Source organism: Pseudobacter sp. (genome assembly GCF_051955275.1).
Lineage (GTDB): Bacteria > Bacteroidota > Bacteroidia > Chitinophagales > Chitinophagaceae > Pseudobacter.
Genome location: NZ_JBQCGW010000043.1, coordinates 1 through 17218, shown reverse-complemented (window position 1 = coordinate 17218; position 17218 = coordinate 1). Strand labels below are relative to the sequence as shown.

General features: G+C 49.8%; 12 protein-coding genes. 1 reads left to right on the top strand and 11 read right to left on the bottom strand.

All coding sequences use genetic code 11. The annotated features are described in order from the left end of the window. The 7 genes from ACTHMC_RS04590 to ACTHMC_RS04560 all read right to left on the bottom strand — a co-directional run. A partial coding sequence (locus ACTHMC_RS04590; RefSeq protein WP_440411234.1) for a DUF4369 domain-containing protein occupies positions 1 to 537 on the bottom strand: 537 nt, incomplete at its 3' end. Between the two features lie 78 nt (positions 538 to 615). Continuing rightward, positions 616 to 2055 (bottom strand): PKD-like family lipoprotein, encoded by a 1440-nt coding sequence (locus ACTHMC_RS04585; protein WP_440411232.1) that lies wholly within the window; start codon positions 2053 to 2055, stop codon positions 616 to 618. Positions 2056 to 2084: 29 nt separating this feature from the next. Next, positions 2085 to 2843, bottom strand: coding sequence for a DUF4843 domain-containing protein (locus ACTHMC_RS04580; RefSeq protein ID WP_440411230.1), 759 nt, complete (start codon positions 2841 to 2843; stop codon positions 2085 to 2087). A gap of 17 nt (positions 2844 to 2860) precedes the next feature. Continuing rightward, complete coding sequence (locus tag ACTHMC_RS04575; RefSeq protein ID WP_440411228.1) at positions 2861 to 4309, bottom strand: RagB/SusD family nutrient uptake outer membrane protein; 1449 nt, start codon at positions 4307 to 4309, stop codon at positions 2861 to 2863. Between the two features lie 20 nt (positions 4310 to 4329). Continuing rightward, on the bottom strand, positions 4330 to 7755 hold the full coding sequence (locus ACTHMC_RS04570; RefSeq protein ID WP_440411227.1) for a SusC/RagA family TonB-linked outer membrane protein: 3426 nt from the start codon (positions 7753 to 7755) through the stop codon (positions 4330 to 4332). Positions 7756 to 7964: 209 nt separating this feature from the next. Then, a complete protein-coding gene (locus tag ACTHMC_RS04565) occupies positions 7965 to 8960 on the bottom strand; it encodes a FecR family protein (RefSeq protein WP_440411225.1) in 996 nt (331 codons plus the stop codon). A gap of 130 nt (positions 8961 to 9090) precedes the next feature. Then, a complete protein-coding gene (locus tag ACTHMC_RS04560; protein WP_440411223.1) occupies positions 9091 to 9660 on the bottom strand; it encodes an RNA polymerase sigma-70 factor in 570 nt (189 codons plus the stop codon). 236 nt (positions 9661 to 9896) lie between these two features. Here ACTHMC_RS04560 and ACTHMC_RS04555 point away from each other — a divergent pair, with 236 nt between their 5' ends. Continuing rightward, the gene (locus ACTHMC_RS04555; protein ID WP_440411221.1) at positions 9897 to 10991 is read left to right on the top strand and encodes a hypothetical protein; all 1095 of its coding nucleotides are present in this window, start codon (positions 9897 to 9899) and stop codon (positions 10989 to 10991) included. A gap of 89 nt (positions 10992 to 11080) precedes the next feature. Here the strand turns inward: ACTHMC_RS04555 and ACTHMC_RS04550 are convergent, their stop codons facing one another. The 4 genes from ACTHMC_RS04550 to ACTHMC_RS04535 form a co-directional block, all read right to left on the bottom strand. Continuing rightward, a complete protein-coding gene (locus tag ACTHMC_RS04550; RefSeq protein ID WP_440411220.1) occupies positions 11081 to 12550 on the bottom strand; it encodes a glycoside hydrolase family 28 protein in 1470 nt (489 codons plus the stop codon). A 169-nt stretch (positions 12551 to 12719) separates the two neighbouring features. After that, complete coding sequence (locus ACTHMC_RS04545) at positions 12720 to 15569, bottom strand: glycosyl hydrolase (RefSeq protein WP_440411218.1); 2850 nt, start codon at positions 15567 to 15569, stop codon at positions 12720 to 12722. Between the two features lie 35 nt (positions 15570 to 15604). Next, positions 15605 to 16441 (bottom strand): sugar phosphate isomerase/epimerase family protein, encoded by an 837-nt coding sequence (locus ACTHMC_RS04540; RefSeq protein ID WP_440411216.1) that lies wholly within the window; start codon positions 16439 to 16441, stop codon positions 15605 to 15607. A gap of 17 nt (positions 16442 to 16458) precedes the next feature. Next, positions 16459 to 17218: phytanoyl-CoA dioxygenase family protein (locus ACTHMC_RS04535; protein ID WP_440411214.1), on the bottom strand; the 760-nt coding region annotated here is incomplete at its 5' end.

Here is a 17218-nt window from a genome sequence, read left to right as displayed (position 1 = left end):
AAATGATTTGTTTGTTTTGTAGATCTTATTCCTGAACTTTTCAGCCATAGGTAAAAATGCATGCAGAATGGGCAAGAAGTAACGCCAGGTGATGTTATCGGCCAGACTGCGGTACATGGGATTGTCGTTCAGCATACTCCGGCTCATTGCCCTGAGGGGAGCGCGCATGTTCTCCCATTCCATCAATGCCTTGTTTTCAGCAGATGGATTGATGATGCTGTATCCTGAATCAAACACCTGCAGATTCAGCTTTACGCCGGGCGCCAGCCACACGCGGATGCCGCCTCTTTTTGGATCTACTGAAAGATAGTAGAAGCCTGGTTTTGCAGCGGGTAACTGAAACGCGAAGGCATTATTCTCACTGAGCTTCGTTGTAGCAAATTCCTGCCGTTCTCCATAGCTGACTTCATACAACATTACGGAAACTGCTTTTCTTTTGTTGAAGTTGCCCTGTACAATGGCAGGGGCTTTCTGTTGTGCATAAGCACTCATGCCTGCTGTTGCAAACAGCAGCGTCAGCAAATACTTTCTTTTCATGATAATACCTGGAAATTGATTTGATGAACCGGCCGCCTGTAAAAGGGCAGGCAGCCGGTGTTTAAGGCATCAGGGTTTCTATGGAATAGTTTTATATGTAACGTCACGGATCTGTCCAAAACCGGTGAAGACGTTGCGGTAGGTGCCGCCGGTAAAATCACCGGTGAGCTCAACAGGGAAAAGATATAATTTCCCTTCACCTCCTTCCTGCGTGGCAGCCATCATCACCCGGTTATTATCGGCATCTGTGCTGCTTTTAGTATTGTTGTACCATTTGAGTGTTCTTACATCCGTGCCGACCGGGAATGTATAAATAAGCCGGTGGGATTTCGCAGGGATATCCCATACAAAAAGCTGGTTGCCCTTTGCAAAATAGATATGCGGTACCAACCTGGATGCTAGGTATGCATTGGCCGACTGAAGCGGCATACCAGCAGGTAATGTATCTACCGTCTGCGCTACGCTCGCGGCTCCGCTTGACAACCCTTTGAGTACAAAAAGTGAATCGCGGCCATTGCTCTCAAACACACCTGCAAAAGTGGATCCATTGTTCAGGCCTGCATACAGCAAACGTTTTCCTACTTTGTTCAGGCTCCAGGGAGCAGCTGCGCTCTCCGTGATGCTGAGCAGAGGGAAATCGCCGGTGCCCGGCGGACGCGACCAGAATCTTTGTGCAATGGTATCGTAGAAGATGAAGTTGCCACCCTGGGCCAGCATGTAAGGAGCCAGGTAGTAATCTCCTACGGTTGCCACGCCATAGCCGTAAGGAGAAGGAGCATTGAGGTTTGATCCAAATGCTTTTCCTTCTGCAATGAAATGCTCTTCGGTGCTTTGTGCAAAGATGTCGAGCGGTTTAATGGGGCCGGGGTTGATAAAGAACCAGCTCAACATGGAACTGGTTTTACCGAAGTTACCCGGGCTCACCTGTACGCCGTTATCACTGCTCAGGAAATAGATGATCTGTTCGGTCCTTCTGGGAAATACACAGATCTTTCCTTTTCCGGCGGGCAGCAATTCATTTTCGTTTGATTTGGAATAGATATTACGTTCAACGGAATTGTTGGGCCTGATAATGGCGATATCGTTCTTTCCGTTGAATTCTTCCATCACCAGCCAGCCCTGGTTGAATACGCTGGATACATTAACGTAGAATTTCCTGTAGGTGCTTATATTGGTGGCCTTGTCTGTTATGAACAGGTCGAGGTCGTATATCCTTGGTTCCTCCGTCATGAAGAATCTTACTTTGCTGCTATCGCTGATATGTATGCGATAACCTGCTGTGCTTCCGGGATAGAGTACCCAGTCGTAACTCAGGCCTTTGTCCGTGGGCATGCTCTGCGCCAGGTCAAGGTCAATGGTCAGCGTTTGCTGCACCAGTATATTGAAAGTGTCTGGCAATGCGGTTGTGAACGCTATTTTGTTGATCTCTTTGATATCGTAAGTGCCTTTGTCTTTTATGCAGCTCCCCATGCAGGCCACAATGAATATGCATACAGAGAGTTTTATGAGCAGTTTCATGCTGATTCGTTTTGTGATTGTTGAATGGATCAGAAGGAAATGGTGTTTCCGTTCTCATCGATCATTGGTCCGTGATCTTTCACATAATCGGCCAGGGCCTGCCTCATCATATTCTGATAAGCGCCGAACTGACCGAAGGGCAATCCTGTTGCCCCAAATGGGAATTCCGACCTGCCCGTAACCTGGATGATGAAAGCGTATTTCACCCTGCTGTATACACCAAAATAGGTGGTGAGGTACTGGTCCCAGTTGGTGGGTTTGGTCAGAAAGTCATTGACCTTAACCAGCATTCGGATGGAGCCGCCACTGAGTTTCAGTTGATCATTGGCAGCCGGAGTATTCACCAGTCCCGGCTGAAAATCAGCAGAAGCGATGATCTCCAGTAGCAACCTTTTTTCGGTATTCTTCATGTCCGGTTTTCTGAATACCACTATAGCTACGGAGTCTTCATAGGCCCCTGCCTGTACAATGGCGCGGTGTATTTTATAGTCTGTTCCTTCCACGGCATTGGTGCTGTCTGCCACCGCTCTCAGGTTGATCACCCGGTCTTTGTCCATAGCCAGACCTGAAATGCGTACCGGCAGTTTCACTGTGTCTGCCACCAGCGCCGTTGGCTTGATGGCAAAAGAATACACGAAGCTGTCTTTAGATGGATTGTCGAACAGTTTATAGAACTGTACCTGTGGCGGTTGATCGTAAGCAGTGAGCTCGCTCTTTTTGCAGGAAGCGAAGGCTGCCATGATCAGTGCCGGTATAATGAAGTATAATGAATGTTTTCTGTTAAGCATCTTACGCTGTTTTGAGTTTAGTAATCGCCGTATTCTATCTCTGCATCGGGGATCGGGAACTGGTATGCGTTTGCGGGCACCAGCAATTTGCCGGTTGATGTAAGCGTGTTGATCTCAGGCAGGTTCCTTCTTTTGAAGTAGAAGAAATTCTGACCTTCCGCATAACATTCCTTTTTGATCTCTTTTCTCAGCTCGTTGTTGAGATTGGCTTCTGTCTGGTTCAATGGAAGCTGGCTCAGACCACGGTTGGCGCGGATGGTATTGAGGAATACCGTACCTGCTTCCGGTGTGGCGCTTGCTTCTGCAGCGATATAGAATATCTCTGACACCCGGATCAAGGGAATCAGTGTGCGGAGATATTCTGTCTCCGGGCTGGTATGAACAATATTGATCTGGCTGTATTTGGTAGTGGCATATGCTGAACCTGCGGGAGCGAAGAGATTACTGTAACGAAGGTCCGTACTGCCTCCTGCACTGATCTCATACAACACGCCACGGTGTGAGTCCGTGAGCGGGAAGATGGCAGGGCCTCCCTGGTTGGTGCCCAGGAAATACTGGTCTGAATAGGATTTGAGGGAAGAAGAAAATACGGCGAAAAGGTGCTCCTGCGCAAAGGTATAATCCTTGTTATAGGTAGCAGTTACATCCGCCGGTTTTACAAATGGGAAGTTGGCTGCCTGGTTGTTGATCACTTCCATGGCGGCAGCCAGTGCAGCAGGTTTGTTGCCCCTGTAGAGATTGATGCGCGCCTGTAACCCTTTCACGGCATAATAGTTCATATGATGACGGGTGAATGACTTGTAAGCATCTGTATTATCGTAAGCCCGGACAATGGTTTTGTCTTCTCCCAGCAAAATTTCAGCGGCAGCCAGATCTTTGAGGCAACTGTCCATCACCTGGTTCACCGTCAATGCAGGGAATACCTGCACTTTGAAGATGGTCACGTAAGGGATGGCTTTTGCATTGGCGTTTACAACCGGCGCCGGCGCAAACATACGCAGGAGGTCGAAATGCAGGAAGGCGCGCATGGCAAGGGCCTCTCCCTTTATCTGGTTCTTGTAACGTCCGCTGAACTGAATAGAGCTTGATTCCAGGTTGGAAATGATCTGGTTCACGTTGCCGATATTGGCATACATATCATACCAGATGCTGTCAACAAACGGACGTGTTCTCTGGTCCATATAGTTGAGCTTCACAGCCTGGTTGTAGGTTTCGTTGGCAGTTGCAATATTGTAGCACTGTCCAACCACATCCAGGAAACCATAAGTGGTATTCCTGCCATAGGTCCTGGCATCTGACAGTTTGATGTAAACGCCCAGCATGGCGTCTTTGAACCCTGCTTCGGAACCGAACTGGTTCTTCTCACTGATCACAGTTCCTGGCTGTACATCCAGCCATTTCTTACAGCCTGTTCCAAGCAGGAGCAGGGCAGCAGCGGCGGTATAGATGATATGATTGAGTTTCATAAATGAAATGATTGTCCGGTTTAGAAATTACAGGTCAGGTTGAAAGAGAAGGTGCGGGCGAAAGGATAGTCCAGACCACGCTCCATTTCAATACTGCCCCAGCGTTTGATCTCATTGGCAATGAGTGTTACCCTGGTGGTGGCCAGCTTCATTCTCTTTGTGATCCTGTCTGGCAGCTGGTAGCCGAGCGACAGGCTGGAGATGTTCACGTAATTGTCTTTTTGCATGAATCTGCTGGTAACATTGGTTTTGGTGGCCACCGTGTATCCGTTCTCATCTGCCAGTCCCTTAAAGAAGGTCTGGTCGCCGGGTTTCTGCCAGCGGTCGTACAACACACGCTTGTCGCCCTGCCAGGTAAGGTCCAGGTTCTCCACGCGGTTGGCGAGGGTCTGGTTGTAGGCATCGATGCCTGCCTGGTAATTACAATAGATCCCAAGCGTAATGCCTTTCCAGGAAAGGTTGGTGCCGAAGTTGCCGAACACGCCTCCTGTGGGATCACCGATGATCACTTTATCCCTGGGGTCCCAGGTATAGGTGAGTTTATTGTCGATGGTGAGGTACATTTCACGGCCTGTGCTGGGATCGATGCCAAGAGAACGGACGCCCCAGATGGCATCAGGACTATAACCTTCCACGTACCTGAACTGTGGAGAAACCTGCTTGTTGTTGGTGGTCACATCGGCGGCGGCGTTGAGTTTTTTCAATGAGTTGGCAATGGCAACAATTTTGGCCCTGTTATGTGTGCCGTTCACAAATACGCTCCAGTAAAGGGTTTTAGCTGGTTGCTGAATAATGAATACATTGGCTGTGAATTCGTAACCATTATTCTGCAGCTTACCGCCGTTCTGTTTATAACTGCTCACACCAACCGATGGAGGCGTGTTGATATCCAGCAGGAGACTCTTGGTGGTTTCGTTATAAATATTACCGGTCAGTTGAATACGATTATTTAACAACGTCAGGTCAAACCCTATATTCTTTTTGATCGCCTGCTGCCAGGTAAGATCAGGGTTGCCGTAAGAAACGAGATTGGTGCCGGTAAGCCCGTGGAAACTGCTGCTGGTATAATACCTGTAGGTAGTGATGGCCTGGTTGGTAGGGAAACGGTCATCACCGGTGGTGCCGATAGAGCCGCGGATCCTGAAGAGATTGATCTCCGGATGGCTTTTCACGAATGCTTCCTTGTGCAGATTCCAGGAACCTCCGAGGCTCCAGAAGGCAGCGTATCTTTTGTTGCTGCCGAACTGGGAGGAACCATCGAAGCGTAAACTTCCTTCCACCACATAACGCTGGTCCCAGGTAAAGCTGAAGTTGTTACCGGCGGATAACCTGCGGGTGATATCCGTGTAACCGTTTGGCTTGGAGTTCACGGGATAACCGTTACCGAAGAAGATATCATTCATATTCTCATTGGGGAAACCTTCCACGGAAACGCCCATGGCATTGCGGTTGCCCTGGTTCATCTCAACAACTGCAGTATTGAAAAGGTGACCGAGGCCCACACGGTGGCTGTAATTGAGCGTTAGCCTCGACTGGATATTGAAGAACTTGGAATAGGTCCTGTCATAAGTTCCTCTTTTCAGGAAGCTGGCTTCATTGACGAAACTGGTGTGGGAGGCAGGCAGGAACACATTGTCCTCATCTGTCTGACGGGTGAGGCCCACTGTACCGCTGAGCCGGAAACCGTTGCCGATGATCCATTCCAGCTCTGTATTGTTGGTGAACAGGTTGTACTCATTGTCGTCTATCACGTTCAGGGTGGAGTTGAACAACGGGTTGGTGCGGGCAGTTTCCGAACCGTATTGCTCCAGGATCTTCACTATTTTCCCGTTCTCATCATACGGGCTCCAGTAAGCATTCTGTTTGGAGTAATCGCTGAATTTGCCGTAAGGAGAGTTCACGCCTTTGCTGTAGGAAATGGTCATGGAGTTACGGACGTTGAATCCGCGGAATCGATAAGAAAGCACCATGTCTCCTGTATAAACATCGCGCTTGCTGCCTTTCATTACACCGGCATCGCTTTTATAGTTCATGTTGATCTGGTAGCGGATGCTCTGATCGCCGCCACCAAGATTGATGGAGTGGTTAGAGCCAACACCATTTCTGAGGGGCAGCGACAGCCAGTCTGTATTGATGCCTTTGGCCACATAGCTTTCGCGGAGCGACTGATAGTTGCGCCAGTAGGCGTCCAGTGCGGCTCCCGAGCCGGTTTCATCTTTATAACGGGAATAAACTCCTGCGATCTTTTCAACATCCACTTTTTCTCTTGCATTGAGCAGATTGTACACAGAGAGGTCAGGTGCTGTGAGGTTGGCGGTACCGCTGTAGGAAACCTGGATCTTGCCGGGCGCAGGTTGTTTGGTGTCAACAATGATCACACCGTTGGCGGCGCGGGAACCGTACATACTTGTTGCTGATGCATCTTTGAGAACGGTATAGGATGCAATGCGGTTGATATCGAGATCATATATTTTCTGAAGGCTCACTTCAAATCCGTCGAGGATGAAGATGGGCTGGTTGGGGTTCTCACCGTAACTGGCCATGAAATCTGCGCCGGATGGGGGCAGGGTGGAAGCGCCTCCCTGTTGCGGGAAATTGTTGATGCCGCGGATGCTGATCTTTGGCATACGGTTGGGATCGCTGCCGAACTGAACATTCTCCGGAATGCGGATGCTGGGATCGAAGATCTTGATGGCCTGCAAGGCATTGGTCATGCTCACGGCGCGGATCTGGTCACCGGAAATGGTAGTGGCTGCGCCGGTGAAACTTTCTTTGGGACGCTTGTACAGGCCGGTGGTGATCACTTCAGTCATGGCCTGTGCACGGGGCTTCATGCTGATGATGGTGGGGCCGTTCAGTGGGGCAACCACTTCCACGGTCTCGAAACTGATCTGAGTGATCACCAGGGTTCTCCGTGCGATCGGGATGCGGAGCACGAAGTTGCCATCAGGATCGGTGATGGTGCCAGTTTTAGTGCCTTTAAGTGTAACACTTGCATTGGGTACGGGCTCGCCCAGTTTTTCGCTGGAGGTAACACGACCCTTTATCAACAAAGTTGGAAGGGAGTCTTCTGTAAGAAATACGTTCAGCAGTCTGCCGGTGTAAACTCTTGGCGCATTTATCACTACCGCTTCGGGTTTGCGGTAAATAATGATATTGTTCTCGCGCACCAGGTACTGGAGGCCGGTTGGAGCCAGCAGGTCACTGAGTACAGTACCGGCTGCTTTCCCATCGGCAGTGTAATTCACATTGGGATAGCCTTCAATATCATTGCTGCGCCAGGTGAAATTGAAGGAGGTTGTTTTCTCCAGCTGATGCAGCGCCTTTTTCAGGGGCATGTCTTTAAACCGGACGGATATTTTATCCGACAGGCTTTGTCCTGAAATGGTGCCAGCAATTGTCACCAGGCAGGAAAGGAATGCTACTGATAACAGTGATACGCGCATAAGCAGTTTTAGATTGATGCAGTTAATTCTGGACAAGGCAAATACCCTGTCCCGGCCTTTGCCGGAAACCAATAAAAGCATAGCTTTACTAAGTTTTGTTAATTCAAAATGAGGTTAATAAAACATCCACCGTTATCGGGTGCCACCGGTAGCGGTTTCTTTTTGGCATCAAGCCAGTGTTTTGGTCATCAGTTGTTTCGGTTTAATAGTTATCTGTTCTTTTTTATAATGTATTTTCCATCCTTCTTTTCGTAAGTGGCTCCTGTTGCGAGCAGGATACTTTCCATCGCTTTTTCCACGGTGCCCGTGCTGCTGCAGGTGTGGTTGAGCTCTTCCTGGGTCCAGGCCTCGTCCGGAATTTCTATCTGCACATTGAAATGCCTTTCCAGATCGATGAGGATCTCTTTCAGGCTCTGGTCGCGATAGTGCAGTTTGCCGGAGGTCCATTCTGCCACTTCTTCCTCCTTCACCGTTTTCAGTTCCGGTGCTTTTTCCGCTGCCGGTACATTCACTGATTGTCCGGGTATGAGCGTGGCCATTACCTGGGTGCCTTTGCTTACCTGCACTTTTCCTCTTTTTACTTCCACACGCACATCATTTTGCTCAGGATAGGCGCGGATATTAAAGGCCGTGCCCAGCACTTTGGTGACTACTTTACCGGTATGAATGATAAAAGGAACTTTTTCCGCATTCTTCACATCAAAGAAGGCTTCTCCTGTGAGGTAGACCACACGGGCCTTTCCATCGAAGGAGGGAGGATAGGTGAGTTCACTGGCGGCATTTAGCCATACCTGTGTGCCATCAGAAAGCACCAGGTATTTCTGTTCTTTCTTTTCAGTGGTCCGGGTTTCCCGGTTGGCCAGCTGAGGAGCTGGCGTGCGTTGTTTCAGCAATACCCAGGTGAGCAGAGATACGGCAAGCAATATGGCGGCGGCGGCAGTGAGCCTGGGGAAATAATTGCGGACTACTTTCTGAGGTACCGGTTCAGGCTGCGGCTGTTGTTCCGGCAGCAGGCTGCCGCTGGCATCCACATAGGTAAAGGAAGGCAGGGTCTGTTCCACTTCCTGGTATACCTTCTGCAGCATGGCCCGCACGGCGTCTTCGTGCTGATTGGTCTGCAACAGCTCCATCAGCTCGTTGAACTCCTGCTGCGTACAGGCGCCATCGAGAAATTTCTGAAAAAGGATCTCGGTTTTGTTCGTCATGTTTAGTGGGACGGGTCACGGGCAAAAATCTACTATCGTCCCGGAAAAAATATTTTCAATGACCAGGAATAATACCTGAAAAATGTTTGATCACAGCCGGAAACGCTGTGTGGAAGCCGGCGTTCCGGTATTATGGGAGAATGGAAAGGAAAGTGGAAATATTCTTTTTTACGTAAGTACCGATCTGGCGGATGGCTTCGGCCAGGTGGTTGCGGACGGTATTGGGAGAGAGCTGGAGTTTTTCTGCTATCTCTTTTTGTTTGAGGCCTTCGTCTTTATTGAGCAGGTAAACGGCCCTGCGCTGGGGAGGAAGGTTGCGGATGGCATCGCGGATGATGCTGTGGAATTCTTTTTTCTCCAGTTTATCTTCTTCTCCGTTGACAGCGCTTTGTAACTGGTCCCAGAGTTTCTGGCGGTGGTTCTTCCTGGTGGCGGCGGCCCGCAAATGGTCATACACGCGGTTTTCCGTGAGCTTGTAAAGGAATGCGTTGATGTTCTCAATTTCGGGAAGCTGGTGCCGGATGGTCCAGAGCTTCAGGAACACATCCTGGAGAATGTCTTTTGCGGTAGCGTCTGAGCGGAGAATCTTCATGATGAACACGTAGAGCCTGTGTTCGTACTCACGGAAGAGCTCGCGGAACAATTGTTCCTGAACATCCTCATGGTGACTGGGGTCATTATATGCATCAGGGGCGCTCATAGCAGTAGCAGGCCAAAATACAATATTATTTCAAAGTGAAGCGCAGGAAAAAAGATCCGGTGGATAAAATAGCGTTTCCGGATAAGTAGAAATATATATCTACTTATAGTTGAATATTACTAATCCTATATTTGCATCACACTTTGTCTGAATGTTTTAGAGCATTTTTTTCCTGCTAACACCACCAACGGGCTCCAATGCCCAATTTTTTATTTCCTCAGGAAAAAACTATTCTTATGCTCAAACATTACCTGCTTGGCATTGCGTTGCAATGCTTCTGTTCATTCCTTTTTGCTCAACCCTGTACCTTAACACAGGCAAACCTCGTGGGTGCTACCAATCCGTATACCATCCCTGCCGGTACCGTGCTTTGTATCACTTCCAATTTTTGTTTGGGGGCGGCATCCAATTTTCCGGGAGCCTGCGCCAACACAGGTCCCAGTTCGCTGATCATTAATGGCGTATTACGTATAGCCGAGAACGTGACCTTTAATTTTCAGGGCAGTATCAACGGTAGCGGAGAGATCCAGATATCGGACAGGGGCAGGATCAGCCTTTTCGGGTCTGTCAACTGCAGTGGAGGTTTACAGATCAAAGCGGTTAACAGAACGCTGGGATCCGGCACCAGTACTACGGTAATGACCAGCCCTTGTACCAGCGGGGCCTGCGAGCCAACACATGCTGATGGTTACCGGCCCTTCGGGATTGTTACGCCCGGTCTCGGATATACCACCGCTGGTTGCATACTTATCAATTACCCCAGCACTGGCATCCTGGTACCCGTTACGTTCAATAGCTGGCAGGCAACGGCTGAAGGGCGTGGGGTACGTCTGAACTGGAGCACGGCCAGCGAACAGAATAATAAAGGGTTTGAAGTGCAGCGCAGCAATGTTGCCGGCACTTGGGAGTTTGCAGGATGGGTGCCATCCAAAGCTCCGGAAGGTAACAGCGCTTCCAATCTGTATTATAATTTCACTGATCAGCAACCTGGTGATCTGTTATCAATAAGTTACCGGCTGAAACAAACGGATTTCGATGGGAATTTCAAATATTCATCCCTGGTAAGAGTGGAAATGCTGAAGGCGCAGGATTGGCGTGTAAGGCTGGAAGGCTGTACTGTAAGGGTTCAGGTGCAGGCCGCTACAACTGAAAATGTAGTGATTGCTATTGTGGGTGTTTCAGGAAATATCCTGCACAGAAAAACATATTCTCTGAATGCAGGCAGCAACACCATTCTTATTCCTGCCGGTAATTTCTCAAAAGGGCTGCAGGTGGTTTCCATGCAGCGTAGTGGGGGAGAACTGAGAAGGGAAAAAATATTATTGAAGTAAATCATTGCTGAGGAGCAGGAGAGGGTTGAACGGGATAACCCTCTCCTGCACTGCCCTTGCAGTTTGGTCACTCAGCTTTGAACTACAGATTATTTTATAACGATATTGCTGCTTGCATGCTGGTGCAGCGCCTTCTTGCTTTTGGCACCTGCCTCTTTTACATCCAGACCGGTGAAAGAAGATGATTGTACATCATCCAGTACAATGGCCGGGCGATAATCTTTTTTCTCTGCAATCAGCACCAGGTTGTTCACCTTGATATTCTGTGCATGGCGCACATACAATCCCCAGGCAGGCAGTTCTCCAAACATGGAGAACTCAGGATAACCGGGCACTTTCTCGGGTACCTTGCCCAGCTCGTCTGTTCCTACTTTGGCAAAGAGCGGGTTGCCGCCACCGGGATATTTGATGGTCACATTGGAGAGTGTGATATTGTTGATCTTTGCATCGGCCAGCCCCACGATACCGGCGGGTGAAATATTCCTTGGCATATCTTCAACCGGACCTTCGTATTCATAACCGGCATCAGGTTTCAGCAGTGGCACTTCGCAATACAGGTTGCTGATGGTCACATTCTCCATCCTGCCTTTGAAACCGGCGCGTCTTTCACCGATGCGCAGGAAGATGGCATTGCCGGTGGTGGTGGCGTACAGGCTGTCCACAAGAATGTTCTCTACGTAACCTCCATCCACAGCCGCTAATGTAACGGCAGATCGATAGGTGTCGAACACGCGGTTGTTCACGATCCTGATATTGCTGAAACCGCCAAGGGTTGCCGTTCCGAACTTGATGCCATTGGCAGAGGAACGAACGGTATTGTTGCGGATCTCGATATCGTCATTCCTTTTGCCAGGAGTATGGGATTTGATGCAGATGCCATCATCGTCAGAGTCTACGAAGCTGTTGGTGATCTTTACTTTTTCACAATCCACGATATCGATGCCATCATTGTTCCAGTAGGCTTTGCTATCAACATAGATACTGTCGAGCACTACGTTACGGGATTGCTCATAGATCTGCACCCAGCTGGCTGAGTTGCGGATGGTGACCTTTCTCATGGTCACGTTATCGCAGTTGAAGAAGTAGATGAGCACGGCCCTTGCATCAGCTTCAGGTCTGTCGAACCGGAAGCCATCTTTCACCAGTCCTTTCTGGATCACGTCCACTACATTGAAGGCAAGCTGTCTTCCCTGGCCATCGATCACTCCCTGTCCTGTAATAGCGATATTCTTTACATCGCGGGCAAAGATGAGCGCGGTCCAGCCATTCTTGTCATATTCGAAAGGATTGAGGGAACCTACCAGTATGGCGCCTTCATTCAGGTGGATGCTCACGTTGGAACGCATATGGATAGAGCCTGTGAGGTAGCGGCCAACGTAGAATACAAGGCGGCCGCCGCCCTGCTTTTCAATATAATCCAGTGCAAACTGGATGCTTTTTGTGTTGAGCGTAATCCCATCTGATTTGATGCCGAAGAGAGAGGCCGGGTAATCTTTTGCAGTGGCTGATAAAGCCGAAATGAGGAACACTGCAATTACTGAAATACGTTTTATGTTCATACAAATGCTTTTAATATGATAGTTCTTAAAGGATGCGACCGGTAATCGGGGAGCACTCGCTCGCCTCTGGCGAGTGAGGACTATTTGTTCGCCTCTGGCGAACACCGTGTCGCCGGAGGCGACGGAATAGAAGTCACTCGCGGGGACGCGAGCGACTGGGCGCACCTTGCTATACTCCGTAACAGGTTACAGGGCCGATCAGTCCCATGGATTGTATGGGTTGGTTCTTGCGTTGGTTGTTGGTCCAGATCTGTGCAACAGGATTGTCCGTGAGCGTTTTCATGTAATTACCCATTGTGGTTACCACGCTCACTTCAATGATATTGCTGCCTGCCTTCACCAGTTTACTGATATCGTACACTCTTCTGCCATACCACTGCGTGCCGGCCTGCTGGCCATTCACCGTTACGGTACTGACGCCAACTACCTTCCCGAGATTGAGGAACTGCGCGGCATTCAGGTCTTTGATATCCATGGTGCAGCGGTAGGTTACAGTACCTGAGAAATTCACGAAATCAGTGTCCTTCAGATCCTTTAGCTCATCGAAATTATAATCTTTGGTGCTGCCATCGATATGTTTGAAGGAAGCTGCCCAACGGTTAGGCATATCCGTTACTTTGGATCCCGCGAGCAACGGAGCTTTGTAATCAATTCCTTTCTTCACCTTATCAAATACCAGCAGCCTTGCTTCGGCCGGACCGAGATTCAGTGTAAGCTTACCGCCCGGAACTTCCAGTTTGTAACGTTCCCCACTGTCTGCATCCCATACCCAGGCCTGGCGTTTGGCCAGGATCTCAGGCGCAATAGTTACTTCCATAGGGTACGAATTGTCCATATTGGAGTTGATGAACAGCAGCATCTCCCTGTCGCCGGCCTGATAACGGACCTGGTTCACAAATTGATTGGGCTGCTCCACGGTTACATAGGGGGTGATATTGTACTGACGTTGTATTCCCTTGTACCAGTCGATGAAATTGCTGGCTGGTTTTTTCAGGAGAATGAAACGATCGGGATAATTCTTCATCTGCATCACATGGCTCTGTACTTCTTTTTCGCGGGCTTCCCAATTGTTGAGGCCTAGTGATTTGTTGGGCATGGTTTCGATACAGAAGATACGACCTCCTGCCTGAACAAACTGCAGGAGTTTTGCAGTGGTCCCGGGGTCCATGCGGTCAACCTGGATAAGCACCAGGGTATGATAGGAGCGGGGACCATATACCAGCCTTCCGTTCTTTACCTGTGAGTCACGGATCACCCTGTCGGAAGTATAATCACAGGCGTTGCCGCATTTATGCATCGCTTCCCACACATTGAGAAGATAGTCGGGATAAGTGAGCAGCGGAAATGGTTCATTCTGTGCTGCGTGTATGCTCCACATATCGTTCACGGGCGGCAGTACGGCAATGTCTGCAAACATATCTGCATGCTGGAACAGGGCGCTGAACCTGGCTTTATAATCTGTGAACTTTTTGAAGTAGGGCCACCAGGTATTCTTCTCATTGAAGTAAGCGCCGTAGCGGATCCATCCGGGGAATGGCGCATCGGGCGGTGAATAGTTGAAGCCGTGGAATACAGGATGGGTCACGCCGGAGATGGTGCTCTGGTCGCCTGCGATCTTCTGTATTTCCAGGGTATCATTGAATACCATGTCGGTATTGGTGAGCTCTTCGCAACTGATGAGGCGTTTGCCTTTGAGGTGTGCTGCGGAGCTGACCCATTTGTTGATCATGGTATTGGCGCGGCCGATGCGGTAATTGGTTTCATGCACATCGCCGGTGATGCCGTATTTGATCCATGTTTCACATTCGGGGATATCGAATTCAAAGCTTCCTTCGAGCGGGAAGAAGCCACGCCCGTAAGCCTGTGCGCGGCTCAGGACTTTGTTTTGCCTGCACCATTCCACAAATGGTCTGATGAATCTTTCTTCCAGCAGTTCCGATTTGGTAAGGTCATAATCATAGCGGACACGCTGGATGGTATCATTGAATTCCGGTGTGAATGCAGCGCCGTAATTAGCGTCGATGGTATTGCCCATGCCGCCGGTTTTGAACATGGTGAATGGCAGGTAAGGCAGAAGGTCGTAACCACGGCGTTTGCGGAATTGTTCTGCCATATCGGCCGTCCAGTTAGCGCCTTCCTGCTCCATGCTGTCGCTGAAGAAGGAGCGGATCCAGGGGGCCAGAGGTCCCATCCTTTGCTGGATGGTATCTGTCATATGATTGAGGTACTTCTTCACTGCTTTCTCGTCAAGGTGATTGAGCACCGGGCCTTCGGCGCCAGGAGCGCCATTGATCACTTCCATGAAGCCGGTGATCTTCACCAGGGAATACAGTACCCACTTGCCTTTGGGGATATTGAGCCTGATAGTTTTCTTACCGATATTGGAAGAGAGGTCCTGTACTTCATTCAGACTGCTCATGGTGGCTGGTGCCAATCTTAGCGACATGAACTCGAGTGTTCTTCCGCTGAACGGTGATTGCAACGGAGGATCTGCTTCTTTGAGCAGGTCGAATTCGGAGACTTCATATTCGAGCGGGCCTTCCAGTTTTTTGGTGCCGATGACCATCAACTGGCAACGTTCTTCGCCCTGCAGGTATTCAGCGCCGAATGGCCATCCTGATCCCACGATGAGATCGCAGGTGATGCCGATATTCTTTGCTTCTTTCACAGTGGCTTCCAGCGCATCAGTCCATTCCGGGCTCAGCCAGCGCAATGTTGGCTTTCCCATATCATAGGCTTTGTTAGGGAATTTGATGGGATTGATCTCCACGCCTCCGATGCCTGCTTCTTTCATTACATGCAGTTCGCGGATCAATTCTGCTTTTTCCACTTTATCGCCATTCCACCACCAGCGTACAAAGGGGCGGTAGATGGAAGGCGGGTTTCTGAACAGTTCATAGAGCTCATCTTTTGCGGCATCTCCTGCCAGCATCTGCGATGCCCATGAAGGCGAACTGCTGAGAATGGCGTATCCTGTGGAAAGGAGGCCACCCTGTAATAAAAAAGTTCTTCTTTTCATCCTGACAATGGGGTTTTATAGTTGCAGGTCTTGTGTTAATGGTTGCTGTACCGTTGCTGAAGGAAGTTTTTCATCCACAGGTTCACTCTCCACTGTTCCTGCTGCGGGGTACCGTGCCTGTTGGCGAACACCAGGTAAGGGGGAGGTCCGAATTCCGGCGTGATGGTGCAGGTTGCTGCGCCAGCCTCTTTCCTTAGTTTTACATATTGATCCCACACGGCGAGATGCGCATTCAATGCAGCTGCATATTCCGGTGAGCTTGGTTCATACACCTGCGGCCCTTCTGTATGGCCTATACGCGCGTGTATATGACGTGCATGAATAAGTGCTTTCTGAACCGCAGTCTGCTGATCTTCCAGGTAGCTTTCTGAAACGCAGAACCAGTGGCTGATATCGAAGGTGAGCAGGGTATCCGGAAATTTCTCCAGGATGGGCTGCACTACATGAGCGGCGTATGACCATTTGTTGCGGTGTGTTTCCTGGTGGATGGCTATTCCGCTCTGGCGGCTTACTTGGCGGCAGATCTCCAGGCATCGCCCAGTCTGTTCTTCCGTGAAATACTCCCTTCCCGTTTGTGTGCTGATGAAGAGGGGAGGCCACAACCCTTTGCCCATGGCGGCAAGACTGGTAAGCTGCGTCTGCAGTTCCTGCAGGTAGGCATCAATACTGGCCGGCATTTCGATCACGGCTGTAACGATGCACCATTTGAGGCCCTTTTCCTTGAGCAGGGCGATCACTTCGTTGTGATCACACTGCTCACCGTAAGGGAACCATTCAATGCCTGCATACCCTGCATCCTGCACCTGTTGCAGGAACTCAGGCCAGGGGAGTTGTTCAGCGCCCCAGCGCGGACAGAAGAATTCTATTGTCATCAGTTAAGTTGACTGGTCTATTTGTGATAGATCAATGGGTTCTGCACATCATTGTTCAGTGGGTCGCCAACTTTCAGACTGCTGAGATAGGGCTCAGGCAGGATATTGGCGACGCCATTGAACACATTACCCTCAGGCATATACGCACATGTCATAGCTCTGCGGTATCCACTGGTCATGTTGGCGCCTGCGCCATGAATGGTGAGACCATTGTGGAAGGAGCAGCTACCTGCCTTCATGGGAGCTGAAACGGACTTCACGGTGGCGAACTGCGGATATACTTCAAATATACCATCCATGTTCTTTCCGATACCTTTATTTTCAAAGCTTGTCTGCTGGTATGAACCGGGAATGAAATAGAGGCAGCCGTTCTCGAGAGTGGCGTCATCCAGCGCCACCCAGATAGAGAGGGCTTTCCGGTCGGAGAAGCTCCAGAATGGTGTATCCAGGTGCCAGGAAGTAGGGTTGGCCCATGGACGCTTGAAGAGCGCCTGATCGTGCCAGATACGGATACCGTCTACCCCTGCGAGTTGTGCAGCCATTTTGCCGATACGTGGATCGGTCATGATCTCTTTTACCTCGTCATTGGTTTGCCAGAGATTGAGGAGCTGGTCAAATACTTTGCCGAAGTAGGCTGCGTCATCATTGATGCCATCGTCTTCACCGGTCTTTGCTTCCTTGCCAGGCATCTTTTGTCCGGCCCTTTCCTTTACTGCTGTACCCACGGCTTTGCGCCAGTGTTCCAGTTCTTCGGGAGAAAGGAAATTATCTATAACG

Excerpts from the sequence above, each read along its gene's own strand:
- ACTHMC_RS04585 (WP_440411232.1), bottom strand. The coding sequence starts at position 2,055 with ATGAAACTGCTCATAAAACTCTCTGTATGCATATTCATTGTGGCCTGC.
- ACTHMC_RS04580 (WP_440411230.1), bottom strand. The coding sequence starts at position 2,843 with ATGCTTAACAGAAAACATTCATTATACTTCATTATACCGGCACTGATC.
- ACTHMC_RS04575 (WP_440411228.1), bottom strand. The coding sequence starts at position 4,309 with ATGAAACTCAATCATATCATCTATACCGCCGCTGCTGCCCTGCTCCTG.
- ACTHMC_RS04570 (WP_440411227.1), bottom strand. The coding sequence starts at position 7,755 with ATGCGCGTATCACTGTTATCAGTAGCATTCCTTTCCTGCCTGGTGACA.
- ACTHMC_RS04565 (WP_440411225.1), bottom strand. The coding sequence starts at position 8,960 with ATGACGAACAAAACCGAGATCCTTTTTCAGAAATTTCTCGATGGCGCC.
- ACTHMC_RS04560 (WP_440411223.1), bottom strand. The coding sequence starts at position 9,660 with ATGAGCGCCCCTGATGCATATAATGACCCCAGTCACCATGAGGATGTT.
- ACTHMC_RS04555 (WP_440411221.1), top strand. The coding sequence starts at position 9,897 with ATGCTCAAACATTACCTGCTTGGCATTGCGTTGCAATGCTTCTGTTCA.
- ACTHMC_RS04550 (WP_440411220.1), bottom strand. The coding sequence starts at position 12,550 with ATGAACATAAAACGTATTTCAGTAATTGCAGTGTTCCTCATTTCGGCT.
- ACTHMC_RS04545 (WP_440411218.1), bottom strand. The coding sequence starts at position 15,569 with ATGAAAAGAAGAACTTTTTTATTACAGGGTGGCCTCCTTTCCACAGGA.
- ACTHMC_RS04540 (WP_440411216.1), bottom strand. The coding sequence starts at position 16,441 with ATGACAATAGAATTCTTCTGTCCGCGCTGGGGCGCTGAACAACTCCCC.